Here is a 21,302-nt window from a genome sequence, read left to right as displayed (position 1 = left end):
TTTTCATGAGCGATGCTTCCCCGCTGCGCATCGTCCTGGTCTGCAACACGGCCTGGGCGATCCACACCTACCGCCACGGACTGATCCGGATGCTCGTCGCCCGGGGCGCGGACGTGATCGTGCTCGCGCCGCGCGACCGCACCGTCGAGCCGCTGATCGAGATGGGCTGCCGCTACCTGGCATTGCCCGTCGCGTCGAAAGGCACGAGTCCGTGGGAAGACCTGCGCACGCTCGCGGCGCTATACCGGCATTACCGTGCGCTGAAACCGCATCTGGTGTTTCACTACACCATCAAGCCGAACATCTACGGCTCGATCGCCGCGTGGCTCGCACGCACGCCGTCGATCGCCGTGACGACGGGGCTCGGCTACGTGTTCATCCAGAAGAGCCGCGCCGCGCAGGTCGCGAAGCGGCTCTACCGGTTCGCGTTCCGCTTCCCCCGCGAGGTCTGGTTCCTGAACCGCGACGATCTGGCGACGTTCGAGCAGGAACGCCTGCTCGCGCACCCCGAACGCGCGCGCCTGCTGCACGGCGAAGGCGTCGATCTCGAGCAGTTCGCCTTCACGCCGCTGCCCGCGCGCGACACCTTCGTCTTCGTGCTGATCGGCCGCTTGTTGTGGGACAAGGGCGTGCGGGAGTATGTCGATGCGGCACGCGCGCTGCGCGGCCGCTATCCGCATGCGCGCTTCCAGCTGCTCGGGCCGGCCGGCGTCGACAATCCGAGCGCCATTTCGATGCGGGACATCGATGCGTGGGCGCATGAAGGCGTGATCGACTACCTGGGCGAGGCGCACGACGTGCGGCCGCATATCGCGGCGGCGGACTGCGTCGTACTGCCGTCGTACCGCGAAGGCGTGCCGCGCACGCTGATGGAAGCGTCGGCGATGGGCCGCCCGATCGTCGCCACGGACGTGCCGGGCTGCCGCGACGTGGTCGCCGACGGCGAAACCGGCCTGCTCTGCGCGGCGCGCGACAGTGCGAGCCTTGCCGCGCAGATGGCGCGGATGCTCGACCTAGGCGACGATGCCCGCCGCGCGATGGGCGAGCGCGGCCGGCGCAAGGTTGCCGACGAATTCGACGAGGCGCGGGTTGTCGAGCGCTATCAGCACACCATTCACGCCCAGACGGGCATCACATTCTGAGGGAGTACATCGGCATGAGCACCAAAGGCACGATTCTCGTCACGGGCGGCGCGGGTTACATCGGCTCCCATACCGCTGTCGAGCTGCTCGAACACGGCTATGACGTCGTGATCGCGGACAACCTGGTCAACAGCAAGCGCGAAGCGCTCGCGCGGATCGCCGCGATCACCGGCAAAACCCCCGCGTTCCATCCGATCGACGTCTGCGACGAAGCCGCGCTCGGCCGCGTCTTCGATGCGCATCCGATCACGGCGGCGATCCATTTCGCGGCGCTGAAGGCGGTCGGCGAATCGGTCGCGAAACCGATCGAGTACTACCGTAACAACGTGGACAGCCTGCTCGCGCTGCTGAAGGTGATGCGCGAACGCAAGGTCCGGAACATCGTGTTCAGTTCGTCGGCGACCGTCTACGGCGTGCCCGGGCGCTCGCCGATCGACGAGACCTTTCCGCTATCGGCCACCAATCCGTACGGCCAGACCAAGCTGATCGCCGAGCAGATCCTGCGCGACGTCGAACGGGCCGACCCGGCCTGGCGGGTCGCGACGCTGCGCTACTTCAATCCGGTCGGCGCGCACGCGAGCGGCCTGATCGGCGAGGACCCCGCCGGCATCCCGAACAATCTGATGCCGTATGTGGCGCAGGTGGCGGTCGGCAAGCTCGACAAGCTGCGCGTGTTCGGCAGCGACTATCCGACCCCCGACGGCACGGGCGTGCGCGATTACATTCACGTGGTCGACCTCGCGCGCGGCCATCTCGCCGCGCTCGATGCGCTGGCGACGCGCGACGCGAGCTTCGTCGTCAACCTCGGCACCGGCCACGGCTACAGCGTGCTCGACGTCGTGCGCGCGTTCGAGCAGGCGTCGGGACGGCCGGTGCCGTACGAACTCGTCGCGCGGCGCCCCGGCGACGTCGCCGAATGCTATGCGAACCCCGCCGCCGCCGCGGAAATCATCGGCTGGCGCGCGCAGTTCGGCATCGAGCAGATGTGCGCCGACCACTGGAGATGGCAGGAAAAGAACCCGCAGGGTTTTGTATAATCCGCTGACCTTTCCCCGGGCAGTCCCATGCTGAGTTTCGCCTCCGGCTTCATCGTCTCCCTGCTCGTCACGCTCTTCATCGTGCGTTACGCCCATCTGCACGAGAAATTCTCGACGGACAGCGATCTCGCGGGCGTGCAGAAATTTCACACGCATCCGGTGCCGCGCGTCGGCGGCATCGGGATTCTGGCCGGGGTGATCGTCTCGTCGCTGCTGATTTCCCGTCAGTACCCCGTCATCGCCGGCAGCATCCTGGGGCTGGCCGCCTGCGGCCTGCCGGCGTTTGCGTCCGGGCTGATCGAGGATCTGACCAAACGCGTATCGCCGCGCGCGCGGCTGATCTGCACGATGGGTGCCGCGGCGCTCGCCTTCGGGGTGCTGGGTGTCGCGGTGACCCGGATCAGCGTGCCGCCGCTCGATTTCCTGCTGGCCTACACGGCGATCTCAGCCGTGGTGACCGTTCTCGCCGTGGCCGCGCTTGCCAACGCGATCAACATCATCGACGGCTTCAACGGTCTGGCGTCGATGGTGGCGTTCATGATGTTCGCGTCGCTCGCTTATGTGGCGTTCAAGGTGGGAGATGCGATCGTGCTGTCCGCGTCGCTGGTGATGATGGGCGCGATCATGGGCTTCTTCATCTGGAATTTCCCGGCGGGACTGATCTTTCTCGGCGACGGCGGCGCGTATTTCATCGGCTTCATGCTGGCCGAACTGGCGATCCTGCTCGTGATGCGGCATCGCGAGGTGTCGGCATGGTACCCGGTGCTGCTCTTCATGTATCCGATCTTCGAGACCTGTTTCTCGATCTACCGGAAGAAGTTCGTGCGCGGCATCTCGCCGGGCATTCCGGACGGCGTTCACCTGCATATGCTGGTCTACAAGCGGCTGATGCGCTGGGCGGTCGGCACCCGCGTGGCGCACGAGCTGACGCGGCGCAATTCGCTGACGTCGCCGTATCTGTGGCTGCTGTGCCTCGTGGCGGTGATTCCGGCGACGCTGTTCTGGCGGCACACGGTGCACCTGTTCGCGTTCGTGATCGTGTTCGCCGTCACTTATGTGTGGCTTTATATGAGCATCGTGAGGTTCAAGGTGCCGCGCTGGTTGGTGGTGAGGAAGCGGCAAAAAACAAACCAGTCATGAGAACAGACGCTTCGGATCGCCTGTTCTCCAGTCTTGGCCATCCAGGTTCACGTGCCACCACGAGTCCGGCTATCGCGGCTTTTGCTGTATTGCACCGTCTGTAGCGTCGGACTGACCGCCGGCTGGTATTCGGGCACCCAGCGCCGCAAATCACGGCGGACTTCGTCATCGCTCAGTACCCGATGCTGCATCAGCCAAGGCAGCAGTTCATCCAGCAAGTTGTCCGCTACTTCGCGCGCACGCGCAGTACGCAATTTCGGATGCGGGGTGCGCGTGGTCGTCTCGTCATCCGCCAGCAATTCTTCATATAATTTTTCGCCTGGACGCAGACCGCTGAATTCGATACGGATCTGATCCTCGGACAAACCGTACAGGCGAATCAAGTCGCGCGCGAGATCGACGATCTTGACGGGTTCGCCCATGTCCAGGATGAAGATTTCGCCGCCCTGCCCCATGCTCGATGCTTGCAGCACCAACTGCGAGGCTTCGGGGATCGTCATGAAAAAGCGCGTGATTTCCGGATGCGTGACCGTTACAGGGCCGCCTTTAGCGATCTGTTGCTGGAACTTCGGGATCACGCTGCCGGCGCTGCCCAGGACATTCCCGAAGCGCACCGTTTCGAACTGGGTGTGGTCACTGGTTTGCTGTAACGCCTGGCACGCCATTTCGGCGAGGCGTTTGCTCGCACCCATCACATTGGTCGGGTTAACCGCCTTGTCGGTCGAAATCAGCACGAAATGGCGGACGTCGTGGCGGATCGCCGCACGCGCGACGCGATAGGTTCCGAGCACGTTGTTGCGCAGCGCCTGCCATGCATTAAGCTCTTCCATCAGCGGCACATGCTTGTACGCAGCGGCATGGAATACGATATGCGGCGCGTAGCGCGACATGACCTGGTCGAGCAGCAGCGAATCCTTCGCATCACCGATGATGGGAACGATGTATTGCTCGGGGAAACGTTCACGCAATTCCTCCGTCAGGCGATACATTGCATACTCTGACAGATCGAACGCGATCAGTTGCGCAGGTTCAAAGCGAAGAATTTGGCGGCACAGCTCGGAACCGATCGAGCCGCCCGCACCGGTCACCATGACCACCCGGTCGCGCAACAACGCCTCGACGTGAGGCGTATCGATCGACACGGCATCACGCCCGAGCAGATCTTCGAGATCAATCTGGCGGACCTGAGATAGGAAGCCCTGCCCTGGCATCAGCGCGGTGAGCGACGGCAGCACCATCGCGCGAACACCAGCACGCACGCAGAATGTGGCGACTCGACGCTGCGCTTCGACGGTCGCCGAAGGAATCGCGATAATGACGTGTTCCGCTTTCGTCGCCTCGGCCCACCGGGCCAAATCGCTAATCGGCCCCAGCACCTTGTAGCCGTAGACTTCGCGCCCCTGTTTCATGGGATCGTCGTCGAGCAAACCCGCGAGCCGCCATTCACCGGAGCGCGACAACTCCCTCGCAAGGCTTGCGCCGGCCGTGCCCGCTCCCAGCACCAGTACCGGTTTGCCCTGTCCGACGAGCCCCCCGTACAAATAGAATTCTTTCGTGGCGCGGTAGAGTGCGCGCGCGCCGCCCATCGCAAGAAAAAGCAAAAGTGGCGACAGCAGCAGAACGGAGCGAGGAATGATCGGCGTGGGGCGCAACATCACTGCACCCACCATGACGACAAGGCCGCCGCAAATCACGGCTTTCGAAATACGCAGCAAATCGGGCAGGCTGGCGAACACCCACAGCCCGCGATAAAGACCGAAGACCCGAAACATCAATGCATAGACGGGTAGCACCCAGACGAGCGCAGCAATCCCGCCTTCAAGAAATTCCGGGGGGATGCCGCCATTGAATCTGACCAGGTACGCGACCAGCCACACTACCGCGACTGCCAGTAGATCGAACAGGAAAGCACAGAAGGACAGCCATGACGCTGGGGGTCTGAACATCGGCGTCATACCTCTCACGATTTAGCAATAGTTGTTTGATACCGGGACCAACGAACGTCGATCACAGCACCGATCAGCATCAACACCAACATCCACCCGGCGACAACCGTCCATTGGACCCACGCGGAGCGTCCTAGCGCCCACCACGCGCATATGATGCCTCCAAGCATGGCGGCGTACCAATACAATGCGACACGGGCGTGCCCGATTCCCGACCGAACCATACGCTGATAATAATGGTCACGGTGCGCTTGCCAGAACTTTTCGCGTCGTAACAAACGTCTCAAAAGCGTTACAGATGCATCTGCAATGAATGGAGCGAACAGCAAAACCGGTAGCCACACCGGCCAGGTCCCTGTCCGCGCCCCCCAGATACCCATGGTTCCACCCAGAAAACCCAACGAGATCGAGCCGGCATCGCCCAAAAACAGCCGGGCGGGATGAAAGTTGAATAGCAAGAAAGCGAACGCCGCGCCGGCTATGCCGCCACATACCCAGGCAATAGCCGGGTTGGGCAGAGGACTATAGAGCGCCGCAAGCGCGTACCCGCCAAAACCGAAACACGCCATTCCACCCGCAAGTCCGTCGGACCCATCCATGAAGTTATAGAGATTGGCTCCCCACACAAGTCCAATCGCGAGCACGGCCGACCACCACCACGCGAGCCCCGTCGAACCGCAGGCGACAAATACGATGGCAGCAATCAGGTGCGCGGCAAACCGGTACCGGGCCGGCAAGCCTCGCCGATCGTCGATCTGCGAGACAGCAGCCAGAAATAGCGTCAACACTCCGATGAGCCAGGCCTCCTGCCCGACGGCGAACATCACGATTGCCGCAGCCGGTACCACCCCCCATCCCCCGACACGCGGCGTCGGGCGCGTATGCATCGAACGATCGTTCGGTATATCGGTAGCCAGACGCCATGCCCATCCCGTTTTCAATAGGCCGAACAGAATGACCAGACAGATGAGGCAGGCGCTCGCCGCGCTCAACATCAGGCTTCCCCACGGTGACATCGAATGAAACTGCATCGGCCAGCACACCCTTTCATCAATCATGTGTCGAACGATACCAGCAAGCCGTCGCCAACAACCCTTCATCTACCGTATGAGGAGGTCGCCAGCCAAGCGCCTCGCGAATCAAGGAAGCATCCACCCTCAAGTCACCCGTCAATCGCTCGATCATTCCCGTTCTTCCCGTCAACTTTCCCACAGCACGCAGCCATGCGACGGGAACCGGAACCAACCTTGCCGGTCGCTGCAAATGCAGACCAATGCGCGCCAGCAGTTCGGGGACGGTCAGGGCACCGTCATCGGCAACATGAAAACAGTGGTTCGCGGCGCGTGGATCAGCGGCGCACAAAGCAAGCGCATCCGCTAGGTTGTCGACGTAGACGAGGCTGCGCCTCGCGCCGACCGCCCCCAGCGGCAGCGGTATTCCTCGCCGGACCACATCCATCATACGCAGAAAATTGGCCCTGACATGCGGCCCGTAGACCAACGGCGGGCGCACTATCACCGTTTCCATCCCGGTTTCGCTCCCGAACTGCACCAGCATCTTTTCTGCCTCGAGCTTCGAGCACCCATAAGCGTCTTGCGGCGACGGTTCCGCCGTCTCATCTAGCGGCCGGCCGTCATCGATCTCCGCGACGGCCTTGATGCTGCTCAGAAATACGAAACGCCGCACCCCGTGCCGCTGGGCGGCCTGCGCGACCCGCTGCGTGCCCAGGACATTGGATTCGCGAAATGCCGCTTGCGGGTCCGGGGCCTTGTCATCCATGACATGCACTCGAGCGGCTAGATGAATGACGCAATCGGCCGCGAATCCTTCCGGCCAGTTATCCGGGAGTCCGTGAAAATCCGCGCGCTCGTCAACCCATTCAGCGACGCCGCGGACGCAGCTGCCGCTCTTCCGGACCAAGCCGGTCACGGTGTGCCCCCGTGCGAGCAACACGCGGCACAGCGCGCGTCCGACAAACCCGTTCGCTCCCGTCACCAGAATCCGGCTCATAACCACTTCCAGCCAAACCGATTGAAGAACCGACATGCCGATGCGACGAACATCCGGATATGCGCGGACCCTTTCCGGGCCGCACCCCCACCGTAATGGCGGACCCGGACGGACGGTACGTATGCCACGCGCGCCACCTCATGCACCCTCAGGCTCAGGTCGTAGTCCTCGAAATAAAGAAAATAACGAGGATCGAAGCCGCCGAGTTTCCTGAGCACATCGGTACGGAACAGCATGAAGCACCCGCTCACGATCGGAGGATCCCAAACGACATCGCGATCGTTGATGACGTCGCGCATCTCGTATCGCGCGAGGCGCCGATCGAACAGGACGCGCATTCGTGCTGGCAGGAACCCTCGGACGAACAGATCAGGAAGCGTGGGATAACGGCGACACAGATACTGGATCGCTCCGTCGCCGTCGCCGACGCGCGGGGCCAGCAAGCCCAGATCGGAATACGTATTGATAAAAGACAACGCACGCACCAGCGCGTCGCGCTCGAGATCGATGTCAGGATTCAGAACAAGATGATAGCGGCTGCTTGCTTTCGCGACGGCAAGGTTGTGGCCACAACCGTAACCCACATTGCCATGTCCCGCGATCATCGTGCAAGCAATGCCGCCCTCCGCAAGCACCGCCATCGTTGCCGAATCGGCATCGAAGCCGCCGTTGTCGATCAGGTACAAATGCGCCGACAGACCGGGAAGATGCGAGCGCGCCGCAACGAGTGCGTCGCTCAGGCTGCGCAAGGTACCGCGCAATTCATCCAGATCCGGCCGATATACGACCACCGACACCGAAAGTTCCACGCGTTCTTCTGGGAATGCACTAGTAGCAATCATGGCAGTCTGCAGCCGCTCCACCCGAATCCGGCCAGCCGACGGGAAAACCGCCAGTGTGCTCAAAAGCACTCGTTTGAGCAATCCCCGCCTCGGCTGCAACCCGCCGCGCGGGCGATCCCGATACCCGCCGCATTGAAATAACGCGAAATAAATACATCAAGTGCCCTTGAACTCAATATTGCATTTCATACTCTCGGCGCCGGCCATGGTGTAACAATTCGCAACGCATGCCGCGGTCCGATTGCTCATCGCGAGCATCGTAGCAGTTAGAATAGAGGCCACTATCCTGATGCTTCTCGATTCGATCGCCGTGCATTCGACTACCCCATCGACATCGACGCTCCAAATCAGCATCCATCGTTTCATCCATACGTGCAGGATCCGTTATTTCCGGCACCAGAATCAGTAACGCGAACAAAAATATCGTGCGTTACATTTCGCAGAATCCACCGGACAAAGCGAACCATCCCCCCACGTTGGAAAGATCGAGCCTCTTGTTAATATGCAGTCTTCCAAGACAAGGCGCCTAGCCTCACAAGCGCAATGACCCATCACCTCGTTATCGCCGGCACAGGTCGCGCGGGCACCAGCTTCCTGGTCCAGTACCTGACAGCATGCGGGCTCGACACTCGGCTCACGGCCAACCCCCACGAGCAACTCGACGAAAATGCCAACGCAGGACTCGAAGACGTGCTTGTGCAGGATAGTCAACTGCCGTACGTCGTCAAATCTCCCTGGCTGTTCGAGATGGTCAATGACTTGGTTGCTCGGACCGACATCACCCTCGACGCAGTCATCATCCCAATGAGAAACCTTGTCGAGGCGGCGACAAGCAGGGTCATTTTGGAAATGCGTGCGCGATATGGCAATGAACAGCTACCGCAGGACGCGACACACTGGGAAAATTGGGCGGAAACTCCTGGCGGCGTCATCTACTCACTGAACCCGGTAGATCAGGCGCGCATCCTGGCGCTTGGCTTTCACGAAACCGTACGGGCACTTGTCGAGAAAGACATCCCGATCATTTTTCTGGATTTCCCCAGACTGATCAACGATCCGGAATACCTCTGGTCAAGGCTGGCAAATATCATCGGCGCGCGCAGTTCGCATGAGCAGGCAATAGCTGCTCACGCACGTCTTGCCGATACCTCGAAAGTACGAACAGGGCGGGAAGTCAACGCAATCGGCCAGCGCGTGAACAGTACCCAGGGGACGGAATATCCGTCTCACGACGAGCTCAGCCGTGTCGCCCTTATGCGCGAACTATCGCGCCTGCGAAAAGAAACGGTCAACCACTCCGCCTTGATCGAAAGACTGCAGCAGGAGACCGTCACGTTCCAGGAGCAATCCGCCAGAGTCACCGAGACAGTCAGGCGCCGCGAAGAGACTCTAAGGCATGAGCACCAGATCGAGATCTCGGCGTTGCAGCATGAGGCGGCATCGCGCATCACTGCCCTCGAGCAGATAATCGCCCAAGTGACCGCCTCCCGGTCCTGGCGACTCACTCAACCGCTCAGAGCCCTTCGTCGGTGGCTCAACCCAACCCGCTGAAACTCGCCGCTCTACCCGCTGAAACGGCGAATATCGCATCTCCCTGCGTCATTCGCAGATCAAATCGGCGATACGGGTCGGTACGCGTCGCATTCGTCTTAGCGGGGTACTCGACCGCCTCGCCGTCCAGAGCAAGGCGGTCTAGCCAAGGTTTTGGATAGTCCCCCGGCGTAGCCCCATCAATCCCCCCCGCCTCTAACGAACCTCTTTGGGGGCTATGCGGACGGTATGCTTTCTTCCTGCAGGTCCAGAACGGCAAGCGTTCTCTGATGGAAAATGCGTTTCGTGAAATTCTCTTCGAACACGTTCCGTGCGTTGGTACCGATAGACGGCCAGTCCGCCATCTGGTCGAGCGCTTGCTGCAAGGCGTCTGCAACGGCTTCCGGCGATGCCTGTGCGGCGACAAATCCGGAAACGCCCTCCTCGAGAAAATCGGAGGTTCCGGTTTCACGGGTACACACCATGATTCGCCCGAGCGCCAAAGCGTCCAGCGACACCAGCGGCAGCGTGTCGTCGCGCGCAGCCGACAGGACAATATCGGACGCTCCCAGCGCTGCGATATAGGCGTCATGTGGCAATTCCGGGCCAAGCTCGACCTCGGGCATATCGGCGACCAGCTTCTCCAGCCTCGCAACGAACGCGGGCTCATGATCCCGTCCATACAATCGCAAAACCACCTTGCGCTCTCGATAGCGGCTCGTCAGCAAGCGCAGCGCCTCGACGGCAATATCTTGCCCCTTGCGGGACTCCTTGGAGCCGATCAGCGTCACCACGATCGCCGCACCGGGCACCGGAGTCTCATATTTTTTCCAGGGAAGATCGTCCGCTCCGTACCCCGGCAGAATATCGATATCGCTGCGGAATCTTTCAAGGTGACTTGCCGCGCGCGAGCTTGCCGCCATCACCCCTGTTGCAGACTTCACCGCGGAACCAAAGCCATGCAACCCGGCGAAGTGATCCGAAACAATCTGAGACTCGTGACTATAAAGATAGGTTTTCGTGTATCCCGCCAATCGATCGATGTCTTTCCAGCACAGTACGGTATTGCCGATCACGATATCGAAATTCTTCGCAAGATCGAACAGATGATCCGAACCGGTCAACACCAGCTCATCACAAATAACCGGAATGCCATGCTCGACAAGCGGCACCCGGTACGCGCCGTCCGCTGGCGTCGCCACCACAACGAAATGCCCGCTGCGCTTCAGGAAAAGCGCCATCTCGAACAACAGCCTCGGAGCGCCGCTCATCGTCAGATCATGGGCGAGGAGCAACACGTCGCGCCCGTCTTCATGCGCGACTTCCCGCGGCGCAAAGATCTGGAAACGCTCGGGCGAGTCGTGAAACAGCTGCTCCCGCATCGGTTTCGTAAAGTACGGATCGTCGGCGACGAACCAAGGCCAGCGCCTCAGCATATTGATATCGGCCTTGTCTTGCTTGAAGGGCCGGGCCGCCTTCTTGTCTTCCTTCTCGGTTTCGGCAATCGATACGTGGCCGATATGGGTTAGCTCGGCGTACGGTGTATAGACGCACGAGAGACCGCGATCGCGTATCTTGAAACACAGGTCGACATCCGAATGCGAGATTGCGGCATTGACGGCATCGAACCCATCGACTTCCTCGAATACTTTCTTCGTGACGGCAATACACGCGCCGCACAACACGGACACTTCACGAATGGATTGCGCAAAATTATAGTGAAGGGTCGTCTGCGCATCGAGGCAGTGAAACGCCGTACCGAAAAGACGCCTCACACCGGTCACCATGCCAGCGTGCTGGATCGTGCCGTTTTCATACAACATCTTGGGCGCTACGGCGCCCACGCTTGCCATCTGCAGCAATTCCAGAATTCGCTGGACCCACTTCTTCGTGATAACGCGAACGTCGTCGTTGTAGAAAACAAGGAACTCGCCACTGGCGACAGCAGCACCGACATTGCACTTATCCGAAAAGTTGAACGGCTTGTCGTAGCGAACATATCGAATCCGTTTGTCCCCGGAATCCGCAGACAAACGATCAACGATCGTCGAATTCGTCACCACGAGGACTTCCCAATGCGGGTAGTCAGTCTCGTTCTGAATCGACTTGATCGATTCAGTGATGTTGCGCTCGTTGTCGGAAGGGATGATGATCGAAACGAACCCGGAGACGGCGTCATCGCCCCATTGGAGATAGTTCGCGGTCGGCAGCGGAATCGCCTTGGCCTTCAGGTTTTGTCGGTCTGCCGCCGATTGCAGTGCATTGATGTTGCTTAGCCGTGCATAGGGCTTTCCACCGGCGGCTCCCGATGCGGCAATCATCCGCCATCCGTAGAGCACCTTCGGGATATGTACGATACCGTCCGTCAATTCCACTGCTCGCAAGGCAAAGTCATAATCTTGCGAAAAGTCGAAATCGCTGCGAAAGCCCCCTACACGCTCCATCAGGCTACGCCGGTACACCGACAGATGGCCGATATACATCGACGAATGCAGCAGTAGCGGGCTCCAATCCGGCTTGGAAAACACTTCGAGCGGTGTACCGCGCGGATCCACCTTGCACTCGTCGGAGTAGAAGAGGTCCGCCGACGGATTGTCGGCAATCGCGGCAACCACCTCCGATAGCGCGTCATGCGTCAACAGGTCGTCATGATCGAAGAGGGCGATGAACTCCCCCGTCGCCATTTCATATGCCAGATTGGTCGCGGACGAGATACCACCGTTCACGTCCGCAACCTTGATCTTGATGCGCGCGTCCTTGCGTGAAAATTCCTCGAGAAGGCTGCGCAACCGCTCATCCATCGAGGCGTCATCGACAACGCACAGTTCCCATGACGGATAGGTTTGCTGAATCACGGAAGCGATTGCTTGACGCAATGCATCCAGCGGTGTCCGGTATACCGGCATCAGCAGTGAGATCGTCGGGCCGCGCAGCGGCTCCGCAGGCTTATGGATAGCCGGTCCGAAGCGAGCCGCGATACCGGACAGCGTCTGTGTCATACGCACCTGAAGCGCATCCGGTCGATGAATCTCGACGCTGTCGCCAGCGAACTGTCTCGAACGTTGCTCCACGCCGCGCCATCCCTGCTCGCGTAGCGTCCGGCGCACAATCCGCAGCAGCGGCGCCCATCCCCCCGCGGCACGTTTCGCATACATTACGCGCTTAACGGCAGCCGAACGATGCATGAGCTGTGTGCCGAGCACCCGAACAGGCGCTCCGAACCTCCACGACGTACTGCGCATGATCTCGCCGAGTCGGCTTTCCAGATTCGTCAGTTCGCCACTCAATGCATGCGCCCTGGCGGCAAGTTCACCTCGCTCCTCCTTCAACGCTCGAATCTCTTCCGCAGCATCCTGGCTCGATTGCACCGCCACGCGAGATGCAGCACGCAAACGACGAATCTCCGCGTCGGCGAGCATGCTGACGCCCTTCGTTTGTTGATGCTCCTCGCGCAGCCGGCCAATTTCCGCAGCAAGCTCGCGCGCCTCCGTCGCCGACTTGGCGGCCAACCCGTCTCTCTCGGCACGCACTCGCTCCAGACTCTCTTTCGTCGACGCGAGGGATTCCAGTATCAGCGGTCCGAATGCACCCGTTGCCGCCGATGACAGGACAAACTCCCGCAACAGCGGCGCCACCTCTCCGACGATCGCCGGCGAAGGATCCGCCACCGGCATTTTCTTGCCTGTCATGATTCGACGATATGGCTGCGTTTTCGGCGTCATCAGTTTTCGCACGACCACGACAGAATCGTAAAACGACACACTGGCCACGTGACGATTCATCTCCTTCAGATATGCCCGTTCCTCACTGGCCATCGAAGAAAGTGCATCCTCTTCGACATGATCGAAGTTGACTGCATCAGCCAATCCTTTGAGCATCTCGATGGCCGCATCACGCTTGCGGAACCCACCGACGTGCGACGCCATGTAGCTACAGTGGATGTCCTCGATAATGAACACCCCTCCCGCACGCAATCGATCGAAACATGCGATGAACGTGGCAATAATATGGTCCGACCGATGCGAGCCGTCATCGACGATGACATCGAACGTGTCGTCACCAAGCAGCTGCTGAATTTGCACCGGGTCGGACGCATCGCCGATCAGGATCTCGATGTTTTCACCGAGATCCAGGCCACGACATGCTTCCTCTATGTCGAGGCCGACAATGCGCGAGCCGTTCGTGAAGTACTTCTTCCACACTTGCAGCGAGCCACCATTTTGCACACCGATTTCCAGTAGGCTAACGGGCTGCGCCCGTTCGACGAACCCTCTCAGCTCCATGTCGTAAATATTGAGATATTGTTCCCACTTATCCGACAGATTTCCATTGTGGTCAAAAAATATCTCGACCAAACGATTGCTTGAGGTATCACTCATTGCATCTACCTTTTCCACAATATGCCTACCGAGCGTACAAGCCGCCGCTCGCCATTTTAAATACCGCTCACCGGAAAGCCAGATTCTGGCCATGCCCCCAGCGCTCCCGGCGCTTGCCACGTGATGTAGAGGACGTCAGATCTGCGCCTCGTAGGCCGCGACAACATCGTCGACAGCCCCGAATGCCCTGACCTTCCCTCGATCCATCCAGAGCGCCTTGTTGCATACCCGCCGAATTTCGGAGTTGGAATGCATGGCGAGCACGACAATCTCGGCACGGCTGTGCAGATCCTCGAGTCGCTCCTGGGCTTTGTGTCGGAATGACGCATCACCAACGCCCATGACCTCATCGAGCAGCAGAATTTCCGCATCTACGGCGGTCGATACCGCGAAAGCCAACCTCACGCGCATCCCGCTCGAGTACGTGCGAATCGGTAGATCGAGATAATCTCCAAGCTCGCAAAACTCCGCGATGTCATGTTGCTTGGCGCGAATTTCTCCATCGCTCATGCCGAGCAGCAAACCGCGCAGCCTGATGTTTTGCAGGCCGGTCGAATTCTCATCCATCCCGAGGCTGATATCCAGCAACGGGACAACCTTGCCGTCGCGAGAAATCTGGCCGGTCGTCGGGGCGTAAATGCCCGACATCGTTCTTAGCAACGTGGATTTGCCCGCACCGTTATGACCGATCAGACCGACCCGATCACCCGACTCGAAGCGAAAACTCACGTCATCCAGCGCGCGCACGACCACCACGCCGTCACTGTCTTCCGCGATCGTATTACGACGTCCCATCCGCATTACTTTCTTCTTCAGCGAACGGCCTTGCACATCGTAAATCGGCAAATCGAGGGTAACCCCGTTCAATTCGATAAAAGCCATATTCGTAGTCTCTCAAACCCAGTACGGAATGCGCTTCAGGTAGCGTCCGGTCAGCAGCAGCGCGGTCGGCAGCCCGATGACCGCCATCCCGATGGTGACGCCCCACGTCATCAGCGTTGGGGCTTCTCCGATCAGCGGCGTCCGCACCAACTCGATCAAATAAGCGAGGGGATTGAATTCAACGATGAAGGTAAAGCGGCTCAATGCGCTCGGCTTGTAGATGACTGGCGTCACATAGAACGCGATCTGCACCAGAGCGGCAATGATTTGCGGAAGATCCCGGAATCTTGCGGAAAGCAGGCCGGCCAGCATCGATATCCACAGGGCATTGATCAAGTACACGATCATGGCCGGGATGAAAAGTGGCGCGATTTCCCAATTCTTGACACCAAAAATCGCGAACAGGACAACGACAATCACGAAGTTATGTGAAAGAACGATCAGATTCCTCCACATCACCTGGAACACATATATCAGCTTCGGAGTAGATGCCTGGCGAATGTACGCACTGCTATTGATATAAGCGAGACTACCCTCCTGAATCGTCTGCGCGAATACGTTCCACACCACAAGACTGATCGCCAGGAACGGCAGATACTCGCTCATTTTCTGGCCGAACAGGGTACCGTAGACGATGCCGATCGACGCAATCATCACGCCCATGCTGATGGTCAGCCAGAACGGACCGACCCTCGAGCGAGCATATCGTTGCCTGATTTCCAACCATCCAAGCAAAGTCCACAGTCGCCACGACGCGATGCTTTGCTTCAAGTCTGTCAATGCGAGATTAAGCATGAAATGTCCAAGATCTCTCAAAATTCCGATGGGTGCCGCTACCGCCATCAACGCCTGAACGGCCCCAGCCTACCACTCAAACCGTGCCGTACGCCCAGGATGGACAGCCGGACATGCTCCATGCCCGACGGCATGAAGCAACCGTAGACGATCAACCTGATGGGAAGCTTGACGAACTCCGTGGACTTCCAACTCCATGGAACATAGCTTCGTTTCATCAATTCGATCGCGTTACGGAACATGTAGTAATGACGTAGCGCGCTGTGTCCGGGATAGCTTCGCCCAAGTACGTTCACGGGCTCGCCGCCGAGCTCATGCTTCAATCGGACCGTGGGCGCGCCGAGGATCACATACCCCTTCGAGCGAGCCCGGATGCACCACTCCAGATCGACGAAGTCGATAAACAAGCGATCGTCCATCGGTCCTACTTCTTGCCACACCGCGAGATTGACACACGAACCCGACGTGATCAGAAAGTCCACGTTGACGGGCTCCTCTCCAAGCGGTATAACTCGTTGCAGTCGCCAGTAGCCAAAGCGCACGAACGGTGCTACCCCGCCGAGGCGAACATCTTCGTAAGCCGGTCCAATCAGCGCGACGCGCACGCCACGATCCAGTTCCCGTTGCAGCAGACGAGGCAATTCGCTTAGCAAGCGTGCCGAGGGCTCGCTATCCTGATCGAAGATGAGCGCTTTATCGCAGCCTTCCTGCAACAGTCTCTCGATACCTTGGTTGATGGCGGTCGCCACCCCCAGATTCTCGCCGTTGGACACATAGATGATCCGTGCATCCAAGCCCAGTGCACCGGCATCGCGAACCTGCTCCGTGTTGTCGACTACGACACAGAGCCCGGACTCTGCAAGCCGGTTGGCGCGCGCCACGCACGCGCGATCAGGTCGATAGAAAACAACCACGGCCCCCGATGCCTCACATCGGGTAACGTTTGAGCTCATCTAGTCGCTCAAACAAAGTCGCAGTGCGTCATGCCATGCCGGCATGCGCAAGCCAAACGTCTCCGTGAGCTTATCGTGCGCCATCTGCGAGTTGACCGGCCGCCTTGCCGGAACTGGGTATTCGCTCGCAGGAATCGGCACTGCCTTCGGTGCGTGCTCGCCCAGCGCGAGGTCGAAAATAGCCTCGGCAAAGCCATGCCAGGAAGTCAAGCCGGCCGCCGTAAGATGATAGACACCGGAACGCTCGCGCCACCACTCCTGCGCATTACCCGCAGCAACGCCTTGCGCAACGATATGCGACGTAGCAACAGCAATCGTATTGGCCCAGGTCGGTGCCCCAAACTGATCCGCGACGATTTTCAGCTCCGGACGCTCACGCCCGAGCTTCAACATCGTCAACAGGAAATTCCGGCCCCTTCGACCATACACCCAACTCGTCCGCAGAATCAGATGGGCGCAGCCTGTCGCCTCGATCGCCTGCTCTCCGGCGAGCTTACTGCGGCCATATACATTCGACGGATTCGTAGCGTCGGTTTCGACATAGGCTCCCTCTTTGGTGCCATCGAAAACGTAGTCGGTCGAGTAGTGAAGAAGTGTTGCACCGCATCTCGCGGCTTCCTCTGCCAAGACACGAGGCGCATCCGCATTGAGTCGCATTGCAGCGTCGACATCCGTTTCAGCCTTGTCGACCGCTGTATACGCGGCAGGATTGACGATGATGGCTGGCTTCAACTCGCGCACCACCGAGCGTATCTGTTCCAGATCGGACAAATCGAGCCCGGACCGATCAAGCGCAACAACGCGCCCCAGACCTTGCAACGTACGCGCCAGTTCGAAACCGACCTGCCCGTTAATGCCGGTGACGAGGATCGTAGCTTCCTTGTTCATGGCACTCTCAGGCAAATACTTCGGCGTCGCAAAACCGCTTACCGGCGGCATCCTTCGCCGCTACCAGCGGTTCGCCGTCGATCGGCCAATCGATCCCGATCTCGGCGTCGTTCCAGACGATGCTGCGCTCGAACTCGGGATACCAGTAGTCGGTCGTCTTGTACAGAAATTCGGCCGACGCGCTCAGCACGACAAAACCGTGAGCGAAGCCCGCAGGCACCCACAGCTGACGCTTGTTTTCCGCCGACAGGACGACACCTGCCCACTTGCCGAAATTCGGTGAACTCTTGCGCACATCCACGGCGACGTCGAACACTTCTCCTTCGACTACGCGAACGAGCTTTCCCTGCGCATGCTGAACCTGATAATGCAATCCGCGCAGCACGCCTTTGGCCGAACGCGAATGATTGTCCTGTACAAACTCAATACCCGCTTCGACATGCTCGGCGAACTCTCGTGCATTGAAGCTCTCGTAGAAGAAGCCCCGTGCATCGCCGAACACCTTCGGCTCGATGATCTTGACTTCAGGAAGCACTGTCGACGTTACTTGGATGGCCATGCCACTTGATCCGTAAGAAGGTTTTTCAGGTATTGCCCATAGCCGTTCTTGGCAAGCGGCCGCGCCAGCTTCAGCAACTGCTCGGCATCGATCCAGCGCCTTCTGTAGGCGATCTCTTCCGGACACGCAACTACAAGCCCTTGGCGCTTCTGCAATGTCGCGACGAACGTCGCGGCTTCGATCAGCGAATCGTGCGTACCGGTATCTAGCCAGGCGTAGCCGCGTCCCATGATCTCGACGTCCAGCGTGCCAGCGGCAAGATAACGCGAATTCACGTCGGTAATCTCAAGCTCGCCGCGTGCCGACGGCTTGATATCCGACACTATGTCGCATACCTGATTGTCGTAGAAGTACAGCCCGGTCACCGCGTAGTTCGAACGGGGTTTCGTCGGCTTTTCCTCGATGGAGACAGCCTTGAAATCCCGGTCGAATTCCACGACGCCATAACGCTCCGGATCGTGCACATGATACGCGAACACCGTCGCACCGGACGGCTGTGCCGCCGCGCGTTCGAGTTGTTTCGCCAGATCGTGCCCGTAGAAGATGTTGTCGCCGAGAATGAGTGTCGACGGATCGTTGCCGAGAAACTCTCGGCCGATAATGAAGGCCTGCGCCAGACCATCCGGCGAGGGCTGGACGGCATAACGGAGATTCATGCCCCACTGACTACCGTCGCCCAGCATGGCTTCGAAACGCGGCGTGTCTTGCGGCGTCGAGATGATCAGCACATCGCGTATGTCCGCCACCATCAGCGTCGACAACGGGTAGTAGATCATCGGCTTGTCGTACACCGGGAGCAGTTGCTTCGAAACGGCATGCGTGATCGGATACAGCCGTGTGCCGGAACCGCCGGCAAGAATAATGCCTTTGCGTGTCATCGCTTTGCCCTCACACACGCTGTGCGTAGTTCGTTTCGACCCACTTGCGGTAATCGCCCGACAGCACGTCGTCCACCCAGACCTGGTTGCCGAGATACCACCGCACGGTTTTCCTCATACCGGTTTCGAATGTTTCCGCAGGCTTCCAGCCCAGCTCCCTCTCGAGCTTGCGCGCATCGATCGCATAACGGCGGTCATGGCCCGGACGATCCGTCACAAAGGAGATTTGCTCGCGATACGAACCGCTGGCCTTCGGCCTGAGTTCGTCGAGCAGATCGCACAGCACATGCACGACATCGAGATTCTTCTTTTCGTTCCAGCCACCCACGTTATACGTTTCGCCAGGAATGCCGCGTGCCAGCACCTCACGGATCGCAGCGCAGTGGTCGCCGACATACAGCCAGTCGCGCACATTCTGTCCATCGCCATAGACCGGGAGCGGCTTGCCGGCGAGCGCGTTGGCGATCATCAGCGGAATGAGCTTCTCGGGAAATTGATACGGGCCGTAGTTGTTCGAGCAGTTGGTCGTCAACACCGGCAGACCGTAGGTATGATGATAGGCACGCACCAGATGGTCAGAGCCTGCCTTGGTCGCGGAATAAGGACTGTTCGGCGCATACGGCGTGGTTTCCGAGAACTGGGGATCCGTTGCGGACAACGAACCGAACACCTCATCGGTCGACACATGCAGGAAGCGGAATGCCGCCTTCGCTTCGCTATCGAGCCCGTTCCAGTACTGGCGCGTCGCCTCGAGCAGCGTGAACGTCCCGACCACGTTGGTCTGCACGAAATCCGCCGGACCGTGAATCGAACGGTCTACATGGCTCTCCGCGGCGAAATGCAGCACCGCACGGGGTTTGTGTTCGGCCAGTAACGCGTCGAGTGCCGCCCGATCACAGATGTCGACCCGGGCGAAAACATGCTTCGGATTCCCCTGCAACGACTTTAATGTGCCGAGATTGCCCGCATACGTGAGCTTGTCGAGATTCAGCGCAGCCTCGTCGGACTGCGACAGCCAGTCGAGCACAAAGTTGGCACCGATGAAGCCGGCACCGCCCGTTACCAAGATCATGGGATTCCTTTTGTCGAAGTATGGAGGGATCAAACGGACGGCGATCGCAACCGCAGCCTACTTATCGACTTCTCTGCAGGAATACCGTAAGTAACGCTAACTCCCGGCCCGCCAAGCCCTGAGCCCGAACCGCCGGACAGTCACGCTGCCGCATGCTCCATGAAGGCGCGATTATAAGGCCATGGAGGTCAAAAAAACATCCCTCTGACATCTTGAAACAGCTTGACAGATACAATAACAAATAAAAAACGAGTAAATTTTCACCAAAAAATATCATTCTTAGACAAATTTCACCTGCGCCCCCCACACCCGAAGTGGGTAACGACTTGTGTTACCGTCTGAGTGCTTTCGCGCGCCTTAACTCTCCTCGATCGTCAAGCAATGACAAAGCCTGCCGCCACCCTGCCGCCCCTCGCCTTCGGCGACCTGCAAGGCTGCCATACCGCATTCGAACAATTACTCGCGCTCGTTGCTGCCCCTCCCGACACCCCCCTCTGGTTCGTCGGCGACCTGATCAACCGCGGCCCAGCCTCCCTCGCCACGCTGCGCGACGTCATCGCGCTGGGCGACCGCGCAACGGCCGTGCTCGGCAATCACGACCTGCACCTGCTGTCCGCCGCCGCCGGCATCCGCCAACTCAAATCCGGCGACACGATCGGCGAAATTCTCGCCGCCCCCGACGCCGACGACCTGCTCGAATGGGTCCGCCATCGCCCGTTCGCTCATTTCGAGCACGGCATGCTGATGGTCCATGCTGGCCTGCTCCCCCAATGGGACGCAACGCTCGCGCTCGAACTCGCCGACGAACTGCAGCGCGCGCTGCGCGCGCCCGGCTGGCGCGACACGCTGCGCGGCCTGTACGGCAACGAGCCGAATCGCTGGAGCAAGGATCTGAACAAGGCGGACCGGATGCGCGTCGCGTTCAACGCGTTCACCCGCATCCGCTTTTGCACGCCGGACGGCGCGATGGAGTTCCGCGCAAACGGCGGCCCCGCGTCCGCGCCGGCCGGCTATCTGCCGTGGTTCGACGCGCCGGAACGCAGGAGCGCCGGCATCACGGTGGTGTTCGGCCACTGGGCCGCACTGGGATTGATGTTGCGCGACAATCTCGTCGCGCTGGATTCAGGCTGCGTATGGGGTAACAAGCTGTCGGCCGTGCGGCTCGCCGCGGACCCCGCCGCCCGGGAGGTCACGCAAGTCGCCTGCGAAAGCTGCGGCGCGGACGGCGAATAAGCCGTCGCGCCGGCGC

At 59.8% G+C, this 21,302-nt stretch carries 17 protein-coding genes; 5 read left to right on the top strand and 12 right to left on the bottom strand.

Going from position 1 to position 21,302, the window contains the following annotated elements:
* Positions 1 to 5 precede the first annotated feature (5 nt).
* From RZR99_RS03585 to RZR99_RS03575, 3 genes are read left to right on the top strand one after another with little or no spacing between them, the layout of a single operon-like run.
* Positions 6 to 1,142 (top strand): glycosyltransferase family 4 protein, encoded by a 1,137-nt coding sequence (locus RZR99_RS03585; protein WP_323118373.1) that lies wholly within the window; start codon positions 6 to 8, stop codon positions 1,140 to 1,142.
* A 14-nt stretch (positions 1,143 to 1,156) separates the two neighbouring features.
* A complete protein-coding gene (galE, locus tag RZR99_RS03580) occupies positions 1,157 to 2,179 on the top strand; it encodes a UDP-glucose 4-epimerase GalE (protein WP_323118372.1) in 1,023 nt (340 codons plus the stop codon).
* 27 nt (positions 2,180 to 2,206) lie between these two features.
* Complete coding sequence (locus RZR99_RS03575) at positions 2,207 to 3,319, top strand: MraY family glycosyltransferase (RefSeq protein ID WP_323118371.1); 1,113 nt, start codon at positions 2,207 to 2,209, stop codon at positions 3,317 to 3,319.
* Between the two features lie 47 nt (positions 3,320 to 3,366).
* On the opposite strand, the gene RZR99_RS03570 is transcribed toward RZR99_RS03575, so the two are convergent.
* The 4 genes from RZR99_RS03570 to RZR99_RS03555 are packed head-to-tail and all read right to left on the bottom strand — an operon-like array spanning position 3,367 to position 8,117.
* Positions 3,367 to 5,274, bottom strand: a complete 1,908-nt coding sequence (locus RZR99_RS03570; protein ID WP_323118370.1) for a polysaccharide biosynthesis protein — start codon at positions 5,272 to 5,274, stop codon at positions 3,367 to 3,369.
* Positions 5,275 to 5,279: 5 nt separating this feature from the next.
* Positions 5,280 to 6,260 carry an MraY family glycosyltransferase gene (locus RZR99_RS03565; RefSeq protein WP_323118627.1) on the bottom strand — a complete coding sequence of 327 codons (981 nt, stop codon included), beginning with the start codon at positions 6,258 to 6,260 and terminating at the stop codon, positions 5,280 to 5,282.
* Between the two features lie 55 nt (positions 6,261 to 6,315).
* A complete protein-coding gene (locus RZR99_RS03560; protein ID WP_323118369.1) occupies positions 6,316 to 7,275 on the bottom strand; it encodes a UDP-glucose 4-epimerase family protein in 960 nt (319 codons plus the stop codon).
* On the bottom strand, positions 7,272 to 8,117 hold the full coding sequence (locus RZR99_RS03555; protein WP_323118626.1) for a glycosyltransferase: 846 nt from the start codon (positions 8,115 to 8,117) through the stop codon (positions 7,272 to 7,274). Before RZR99_RS03555 ends, RZR99_RS03560 begins: the two co-directional genes overlap by 4 nt.
* Positions 8,118 to 8,660: 543 nt before the next feature.
* On the opposite strand from RZR99_RS03555, the gene RZR99_RS03550 reads away from it, so the two are divergent.
* Entirely contained in the window at positions 8,661 to 9,668 is a 1,008-nt protein-coding gene (locus RZR99_RS03550) for a hypothetical protein (RefSeq protein WP_323118368.1), read from the top strand.
* Positions 9,669 to 9,883: 215 nt separating this feature from the next.
* Here the strand turns inward: RZR99_RS03550 and RZR99_RS03545 are convergent, their stop codons facing one another.
* From RZR99_RS03545 to rfbB, 8 genes are read right to left on the bottom strand one after another with little or no spacing between them, the layout of a single operon-like run.
* Positions 9,884 to 14,119 carry a glycosyltransferase gene (locus RZR99_RS03545; RefSeq protein WP_323118367.1) on the bottom strand — a complete coding sequence of 1,412 codons (4,236 nt, stop codon included), beginning with the start codon at positions 14,117 to 14,119 and terminating at the stop codon, positions 9,884 to 9,886.
* Positions 14,120 to 14,161: 42 nt separating this feature from the next.
* Positions 14,162 to 14,908, bottom strand: a complete 747-nt coding sequence (locus RZR99_RS03540) for an ABC transporter ATP-binding protein (RefSeq protein WP_323118366.1) — start codon at positions 14,906 to 14,908, stop codon at positions 14,162 to 14,164.
* A gap of 12 nt (positions 14,909 to 14,920) precedes the next feature.
* A complete protein-coding gene (locus RZR99_RS03535; protein ID WP_323118365.1) occupies positions 14,921 to 15,703 on the bottom strand; it encodes an ABC transporter permease in 783 nt (260 codons plus the stop codon).
* A gap of 47 nt (positions 15,704 to 15,750) precedes the next feature.
* Positions 15,751 to 16,656, bottom strand: coding sequence for a glycosyltransferase family 2 protein (locus RZR99_RS03530; RefSeq protein WP_323118364.1), 906 nt, complete (start codon positions 16,654 to 16,656; stop codon positions 15,751 to 15,753).
* Positions 16,657 to 17,544, bottom strand: a complete 888-nt coding sequence (gene rfbD, locus RZR99_RS03525; protein WP_323118363.1) for a dTDP-4-dehydrorhamnose reductase — start codon at positions 17,542 to 17,544, stop codon at positions 16,657 to 16,659.
* Between the two features lie 7 nt (positions 17,545 to 17,551).
* Positions 17,552 to 18,103: a dTDP-4-dehydrorhamnose 3,5-epimerase gene (gene rfbC / locus RZR99_RS03520; RefSeq protein WP_323118362.1), complete on the bottom strand. Its 552-nt coding sequence runs from the start codon at positions 18,101 to 18,103 to the stop codon at positions 17,552 to 17,554.
* Entirely contained in the window at positions 18,088 to 18,981 is an 894-nt protein-coding gene (gene rfbA / locus RZR99_RS03515; protein WP_323118361.1) for a glucose-1-phosphate thymidylyltransferase RfbA, read from the bottom strand. Before rfbA ends, rfbC begins: the two co-directional genes overlap by 16 nt.
* A gap of 10 nt (positions 18,982 to 18,991) precedes the next feature.
* Positions 18,992 to 20,053 (bottom strand): dTDP-glucose 4,6-dehydratase, encoded by a 1,062-nt coding sequence (gene rfbB, locus RZR99_RS03510; RefSeq protein WP_323118360.1) that lies wholly within the window; start codon positions 20,051 to 20,053, stop codon positions 18,992 to 18,994.
* A 381-nt stretch (positions 20,054 to 20,434) separates the two neighbouring features.
* Here rfbB and RZR99_RS03505 point away from each other — a divergent pair, with 381 nt between their 5' ends.
* Positions 20,435 to 21,286, top strand: coding sequence for a symmetrical bis(5'-nucleosyl)-tetraphosphatase (locus RZR99_RS03505; RefSeq protein WP_323118359.1), 852 nt, complete (start codon positions 20,435 to 20,437; stop codon positions 21,284 to 21,286).
* Positions 21,287 to 21,302 lie beyond the last annotated feature (16 nt).

The sequence above is a fragment of the Burkholderia alba genome (assembly GCF_034721475.1).
Classification (GTDB): domain Bacteria; phylum Pseudomonadota; class Gammaproteobacteria; order Burkholderiales; family Burkholderiaceae; genus Burkholderia; species Burkholderia alba.
This window is presented reverse-complemented; position numbering and strand designations above follow the sequence as displayed.